Consider the following 7,383-nt stretch of genomic DNA (forward strand, 5'->3'; position numbering starts at 1 on the left):
GCCCCTTCTAACTTTTCCACTTGCCATTTGGAAATGGATAGGTTATAATCAAACCAGAAGCAATCAAAGGATTTTGCTATGTCCGATGGTTGCCACCGGAAACTTATAAACAGTGTTTATAATTTACTATAGCTATCTCCTATGGACGTAGGAGGTAGCTATTTTTATTAAATGATACACCGTTTCAAAAGTAGTTCCCTCAATATAGTCACTACCAGAAGACTCTTGTCTGAATTGCAAAGCATAACCCGTAAAACGATAATAATTCACTCTTTTTAAAATATCTTTTGCTTTTTCTCTATCAGCGACAATCATTCCATGAGTGATTAACTTATCTAACTGCTCATCAAAGGTCAACGTTTTTTTTCAAATCCATAAAATCTCTCCTTAACGTAAAAAAGCTGAGCACACGACTCAGCTTGGTCCCCAATGTCCAAAAGACTTTGGGCAACTCTGTTATGTATAGTATATTCAAAGTTCTGGAAAATTGCAATACTTTTTATAAATTTTCCGCATCTCCATCAATAAAACAGTTACTGTTCATTCCGTGCCCAGTAACAGTTTTCCCCTCATGTCCTGCTGGAAACACAAAAATTTGAATTCGAATTCAAATTTTGAGAGAGCAGTAGCTGACCTCAAATGTTATAAGAAATTTTTCCTTCTATATTATATATGTATTTTTCATTACTTTTTCCCTTATGTCTGATCATATCCCTGTTACATCTGGCTGTGGATCCAGATGCCCAGGCGGACTCCATCGAAGTCCTCTTTGACTTTCACACGAAGATGGCCGTATTTATTGTAGAAGGCCTCCGCGGTCTTGTATTTGGAGATCCAGCGTGTATCGATGTTCGGATGTTCCGGGAACGGGCTCTTTTCAGTACTGTCAATCAGAGAATCTCCCATGCGGTTCGGATCGAATGGAAGGATAGAGATTGAAGTAATCTGTTCGCCATCACACCAGTCACGTGCTTTTTCCTTTGCAACCTGATGATCCGGAGCTGAAACAAACAGCACTTTTCTGTAGCAGGACAGACCCCTGTAGCTTTTTGTTTCAATGATCAGCATCCATGTTTTTTCCTTTTTTTTTTCATTACTTTTTTCTCCCTTCGTTTTGTTTCAAAAAGAATATGAATGAAGGTAGAATGAAATAAAAAACAGGGTTTTGTCTTTCCACGAAGCATATCCAGACAGTACCTCCGGCTACCCAAAAGAGTCTATATCTGCCATTTTTTTCGTACCAAAACCAGTTCATAACATCATATTGTATGATGGAACCATGAAAAGAACTAAATTTAGGAGGGGTTTATGAGATATAATAAAAGTGAAACACGTATTATCAATAATGCAATCAAAATGGCAGATGAAGTAAAAAAATACCATGAACGTACACAGTCCTGGGATATCCCGGAACACCTGATTGTTGACGGATGCAAAGTCGGTAAGTGGTGGATAGAGATAAATAAAAGGATCAGGGAAGGGAGCATTCCGGATGAAGTAGTTCATCTGATGATCGATAAGAAAATCGATTGTGGGATCCGTCCTCTTTATCAGGAGGAATGGTACCAGATGGGAAAGGAATGGAAGGAAAAACATGATGGCCGTATTGGGAAAAATGCCCATGTGGGGCAGTATGATCTGGAAGCATGGTACCTGTATTTTATTTCCTACCGCAACAAGGAGAGCAAATGGCTGGGACAGTTCGATAAGTTTTCCTCAATCTGGAGGGGGAAAGGCATGATCTCCGCGGATATGCGAATAGGGAATAAAAAAGTGGGTGACTGGGCAGTGGCACAGATCCAGGATAAGGACTTAAGTTTTTGGAAGGAAGATATGCTGGATGAGATTGGTTTTATCTGGAATGAAAGGAAAGTACGCGAAATAATCAGAAAGAGAACAAACTATCATACGGATACAGTTGACAGCAGAAGGCTTCAGTTTTATGTCGATGAAGCAGATCCGGCTGGTATCACATTTATCGATGTCTATGGGTTTGTTGCTGAAAATAAAGGAGATGTTCCCTGGTCCGGAAAAGGGCTGTTCCGGTGTGAGGTTGGAATTAACTCTATTTTTACTGATAAACAGTTTACGGATTATGTAAAAAAGATGCAGAAGGAAATAGCAAAAAGAACAAAAGCATCATTTTTAAGATATGCGGCGAACTCAAGGGTCACCCTTACCGAGGATGACATCCGTATACACAGAATGGTTGCATACAAGAGCAAACACAGGATCATTGTCCTCATCAGGGTAACCAAGGATGTGGAGATAGAAATAGAAGAAGCGGGGTGAGCGAAGGTAGCTGACCTGTACAAAGGAGGTATGTATTATGTTGAGATGTGAACATTGTGGTGCTTATATTCCGGAAAAAGGTGTTTTTTGTCCACGCTGCGGAGAAAAGGTGACTCCTCCGGAAGGAAAGAGAAAAACAGCTGCTGGAAAGTGGTTTAGAAGGATGTTGGGAAAGTTCTTTGCCCTGCTTCTTTACCTTATACTGAGTGCAGTACATATGGTTGTGATCTTTGTCTGTGTTTACGGAGGCATAATCCTTGCCACTTTGTCTGGAATTACATTTATTGCCGGGATCCTGACTATCATCTTGATGTACATGCAGCCTGAGTTTGGATATAACTGGGAATGTGTGATCCCATGTTTCGTATTCAGTTTTGTCTTTATGTTCCTGCCCCTTATCGGAGAAGGTCTCTCTGTGGGACTGGAATGTATGAGGGATGGTTTACTGGATTTTATCCTGGACTGAAAGCAAGTCTTGAAGACTGTTTTTGGAAATATTAAATTTGAGAAGACGCAAGCTGTAGAAATATGGCTTGCGTTTTTATATGTCGAAAATGTGGATTATAAACGAGAGAAACACACCTGTGGGCAATCTTAAGATTGAGACAGGTGTGTTTGTTGGTTAATGAGTTTTGGTTTTCTAATCTATCTTCTGGTGTAGGTGTCGGCCTTGTTGTTTGGTATCGTACAGGTGGTGCCGTCGGAGGTATAGGCGGTGCCGTCAGATGAGTACCAAGTTCCAGATGGAAGTTGATAATTTGAGCCAACAAAGGTAAATTTATCTCCGAGTGATAGGTTGATAAGTTTTGAGCAATCTTTGAATATCCAAGCCATCTCCGTTACTTTCTGTGTATTCATATTTATTTTAAGCCCGGAAACCACACACCATTGGGTATGTGGAGGAAGGGCTTTTTTTACAAATAAATAAAAAATATCTTATTCTTTTACTTTCTCCTGAAAAATTCGTCATATTAAACATGCGTGAACATAAGTTGATGAAATCCGCTGAAAGGAGGGACACTGATGCCAGCAAAAGAACAGGACGTGACGATATCCATAAAAGCAAAACTGTATCCTGACCAGAACACAATTGAAGAATTTAAGAAACTGACTACGGCATACAGTGAAGCGGCCACATGGCTTTCCGGCCTTATGTTTAATGACTTTTCCAGTCCGGAAATGATAACTGACTGCAGGACTCTGCATGATAAATATTATTACGACATAAGACAGAAGAAAGACATGAAGTCACAGCTTGCAGAAAGTCTCATCAGATCCGTATCCGCAAAGTACAGGGCTATTGACACAACTCTTAAGAAACAGTATTACACTTATACGGATACAGATGGAAATACGTCCAGATATAAAAAAGACCTGAACTGGCTGCAGCATCCGGTTGTGTACAGGCGGCCACAGGCAGATTTTGTCAGAGGGCGTGACTGGAGCTTTGTAAACGATAAAAACGGAAGGCTCCTTCTTTCTATCGCTACGCTTACAGGTCGTACAAAAGTAAGATTTGTAGTAAAAGGATCTGAGGATATCTTTAACGATTCAGACATGCCGGGCTTAAACATCGAAGACCCGAAATGGAGATTTGGAGAAGCGAAACTTCTTTCCTCCGGCGGAAAATGGTTTCTGCATATTTCAGTAACAGCAAAGCTTCCGGTAACTGAAAACGAAGACATTTCAAATATTGCCGGGCTTGACCGTGGGCTTGTCAATATCGTTACCGCTGCCGACCAGAGCGGTCTGGCCGCACGGTACAGCGGCGATGACGCAAGAAAGATCCGGGCAAGATACAATAGGACCCGAGCCTCACTCCAGAAAAAAGGAACTCGCGGGGCAAAACGTATATTAAAGAGATTATCCGGCAGAGAGAACGGCTATATGAACGATGTGAATCATTGTCTCACCAAGGCACTCTGCGAAAACTATCCGAAAGATACACTATTTGTGCTTGAAGACCTTACCGGAGTATCTTTTGAAGAACGCAACTTCCACTCTAAGGAACAGACAAATGAGCTGCGGTCATGGGCGTTCTATGATTTTGGGGAAAAATTAAAATACAAGGCGGCTTTAAGGGGACAGCAGGTGATTGAAGCTGATGCATACAAAACATCACAGAGATGCCCTCACTGTGGAAGATATGATAAAGCAGCCAGGCATCGTGACACACATGAATATATATGTCCGGAATGCGGACATGTAGAAAATGACGATGAGGTTGGGGCTTTAAACTTAATGTTTCTTGGTGCTGAGTATCTGAAAGGCGATAAGAACCCGTCTTTTACAAAGATGGAGCCAAATGGAAAGAAGCGGAAGGCTAAGGCAGCAAAGAAGAATGTGGAGAATACGATAGCAGAAAATGCTTTTGTATTAATCCGATAAAACATCGTTTAAACTGATTTAATTTTTACAATGGGGGCATGGTATGGTGTACCTTAAGGTTTGACAGCCTGACCGTAAGCTGTACCTGTCAAGTGTCCCGAAACCGCGGCGACCCTGAAGGATTTCCAGGTACTGTTGTGGGAGCAGAGACGGCATCTGGCCTGAATGCGGACGAACCACAATGCCAGCGGTAAGCCCAGCCTTGAGGGTTGTGCTGGTTTGAGATATCTACCTTCGGTGGGTATTACAAGCCACATACCCTTGGGTGTGTGGTATTTTGACGAGAAAAACATTGGAGGAGGACTTTGATGTTGCTCCGGAAGATTCTCAGCAGCTTGCAGAGCAAGCATATGACAGGTATTGCGAAGGCAATGGTGAAACGGAATATGAATGTATCGAAGCGGTATATTCTGAAAGCGGAGAGGATGAAGAAAAGCTGATACGTCCGGCCACCTGCCAGGAATGTTTCCACTGCATTAGTTTCCACGGTATTAATGAAAAATACTGTGAGTACATCCATGAATATCTGAACGACTTCTCCTACTGCGATCATATTTGCTCAGATATGATCTATGAGGTGTTTGTATCTGGAAAATCAAAAGGCCTGTGGTATGTGGAAGGCTATGATACAGACGAAGAGCTTGCTTTGGCTTTCTGTGAAGAATTCGGATGCGCCTCCGCGGATAAGATCCGTCTGGAGTGTATGGCAGAAGAATAACTATTTTCGGCTTAGCAAATAGAAGTGAGTGTGTTTTTTAACTTTTTTTTATCCGCGGAAAACCTTGTGGTGCCGCGGATATTTTTGTACTTAAAAACAGGTAAGCCAGCTGGACAATATTAAGCTGATACATTACCGCCAAAGTAATTAAAGAAAAGTATTGTTTTTGGGTTTTGCTTTTAATATTTTCAAGAGGAAAAGCAAAAAAAGGCTGCTGTTTGGCAACCTTTTTTTAAAAAATTTCCTTAAAAAGTGAATTCAAATTTACTTTTCAAGAAATAATAGCTCTGTAATGCATCTTAGAATTTGAAATCAAAGTCAAACTTGTCTGCTTTCTTTTCGTCAAATTTTTTGATAAATTCACTTTCGCATTTGTCGATCTCGTTTCTTAAGTAAGTGAAGATCTTCTCTACATCCTCCCTGGAATAATCAATTCCTCTTTTTTCCGGGATCTTTTTCATATGGAAAAGCTGCTGCCCGATCATCTTCATCCTGTTAGAAGTCAGTTCTCTGAATTTGCTGACTGTCTCCGCGGTAGAAGTTTCCTCTGTACTGTCTGTCACTTCCCCGGCTGTTTCCTCAGTTCCTTCAATCTCTACAGGGTCCATTTCTTCTGGTTCATTTATGAAATCGCTCATATTTTTAAATCCTTTCTGTATTTTTTTCAGCATTAACTGCTGACATTAATATGATGAAAAATAATTTTTGTCGATATTACGGATGCCGATAAGAATGAAATCATTCTGCTCATGCAGGAACAAAAGATTCCCTGTCAGGAAAACCTGTAAGGTCTGCGGCCTGATGAAAGATGAAAGATCTGAATAGGGAAACCCGGCTGTAAGGTCATCCGGCATATGCCGGAGAGGTCGTGGTGTTTTATGAAGTAAGACGGTTTCTTTTGCTCTTTGTTTTTTCGGCTTCTTTCTGCACAATTGGTGGATGAGAGCGGAACGTGCGAAGGCGTTGGTACTGCAGGCCGGATACGCCGGGTAGTCGAAAGGTACTATATGGTGAGATGAAAGCTGTTGTATTCGAATAAAAAACGACTGCAGAAAGAAGGGAGAGAGCGGCGTCGATGTGCTGCTTTTTTCGCACAGAAATATCTATGAGCTGATTTATCATACTATAACTGTAGTTTAGGTAATTGCGAAACTCGCGGTGCTCGTTCGTAACCTTGAACCAAAACAAGGAAGAATTCGCGAAGAGCACGACTTGTGGAATGAAAAATGGATAATCGCACATGTTAGGCGCACTTTAATAAGCTATGGACTTTATGAAAGTGGTAAGTCCTAAGCTATGAGTGGTTTTATGCTTCGAATATATTCGTGGTGATTGATCTTATCTGCGAGAACAACAGTAATAAGTTGTGTGATCCCGGCAAGAATCAGATCAGCATGCAGAGTCCTCTCATTTTGGGTTCGGCGTCCTGCAAGACAGAGATTGTCTTTGATGTGGTTGATATCTCTTTCGACAACAGTCCTGATTTTATAGGTATCATCCCATTTTTCGGTGCCGCGGATCGTTCCGGGATAAGCACGAAGATCCTTTTCCGGGTAGATGTAGACCATCCGCCCACATTTAGAAGAAGTACAAGGGTTGTCACAGAAACAATGACGATGGGATTTTTGAGTTGATTTATCATAAATCCATTTCATTCTTGGACAGACAAATTTATATCTTGTTACTCCACTGTGAAGTTTGGAAGTGCCTTCGTACTTCATTTGTAAAGAAGGATCATGGGGACAACACGGAATACCATCTTCATTGATGGAATAATCCAGATTTTCAAGTCCGGATCTTGCATTCAGCGGAATATAAGCTTTCGAGAAATGTTTGTCATTACCAAAAGTGTCACCGGTAAGAAGGCTCTTATAGAGTTGTGCGGTATCGAAAGCAGCATCACCCAGGAAGGTTTTTGGATTAATCAAAGGATGCTTGGAAAAGAAGTCCTTAAGTGTGGGGATTAAAAGCTTTGAATCATGAAC

7 protein-coding genes and 1 pseudogene are annotated in these 7,383 nt (G+C 41.2%); 4 read left to right on the forward strand and 4 right to left on the reverse strand.

Annotated elements, in window-relative coordinates; all coding sequences use genetic code 11:
• Nucleotides 1-132: 132 nt before the first annotated feature.
• Nucleotides 133-357, reverse strand: a complete 225-nt coding sequence (locus AC075L_RS05435; protein ID WP_118566694.1) for an Abi family protein — start codon at nt 355-357, stop codon at nt 133-135.
• Between the two features lie 360 nt (nt 358-717).
• Nucleotides 718-1,068 (reverse strand): helicase associated domain-containing protein, encoded by a 351-nt coding sequence (locus AC075L_RS05440; RefSeq protein ID WP_476387302.1) that lies wholly within the window; start codon nt 1,066-1,068, stop codon nt 718-720.
• A gap of 240 nt (nt 1,069-1,308) precedes the next feature.
• Between AC075L_RS05440 and AC075L_RS05445 the strand changes: the two genes are divergently transcribed.
• From AC075L_RS05445 to AC075L_RS05460, 4 genes are all read left to right on the forward strand, one after another.
• On the forward strand, nt 1,309-2,292 hold the full coding sequence (locus AC075L_RS05445) for a hypothetical protein (protein ID WP_118566696.1): 984 nt from the start codon (nt 1,309-1,311) through the stop codon (nt 2,290-2,292).
• A gap of 37 nt (nt 2,293-2,329) precedes the next feature.
• The gene (locus AC075L_RS05450; RefSeq protein WP_118566697.1) at nt 2,330-2,758 is read left to right on the forward strand and encodes a hypothetical protein; all 429 of its coding nucleotides are present in this window, start codon (nt 2,330-2,332) and stop codon (nt 2,756-2,758) included.
• Between the two features lie 557 nt (nt 2,759-3,315).
• Nucleotides 3,316-4,680, forward strand: coding sequence for an RNA-guided endonuclease TnpB family protein (locus AC075L_RS05455; RefSeq protein WP_476387303.1), 1,365 nt, complete (start codon nt 3,316-3,318; stop codon nt 4,678-4,680).
• A 277-nt stretch (nt 4,681-4,957) separates the two neighbouring features.
• On the forward strand, nt 4,958-5,398 hold the full coding sequence (locus tag AC075L_RS05460; protein WP_147413348.1) for a hypothetical protein: 441 nt from the start codon (nt 4,958-4,960) through the stop codon (nt 5,396-5,398).
• Nucleotides 5,399-5,697: 299 nt separating this feature from the next.
• Here the strand turns inward: AC075L_RS05460 and AC075L_RS05465 are convergent, their stop codons facing one another.
• Nucleotides 5,698-6,036, reverse strand: coding sequence for a hypothetical protein (locus tag AC075L_RS05465; RefSeq protein ID WP_476387304.1), 339 nt, complete (start codon nt 6,034-6,036; stop codon nt 5,698-5,700).
• A gap of 651 nt (nt 6,037-6,687) precedes the next feature.
• Nucleotides 6,688-7,383 (reverse strand): annotated as a pseudogene (locus AC075L_RS05470) (ISNCY family transposase); the annotation flags it as partial.

The organism is Blautia sp. ZXY-1-B12, from assembly GCF_056339915.1.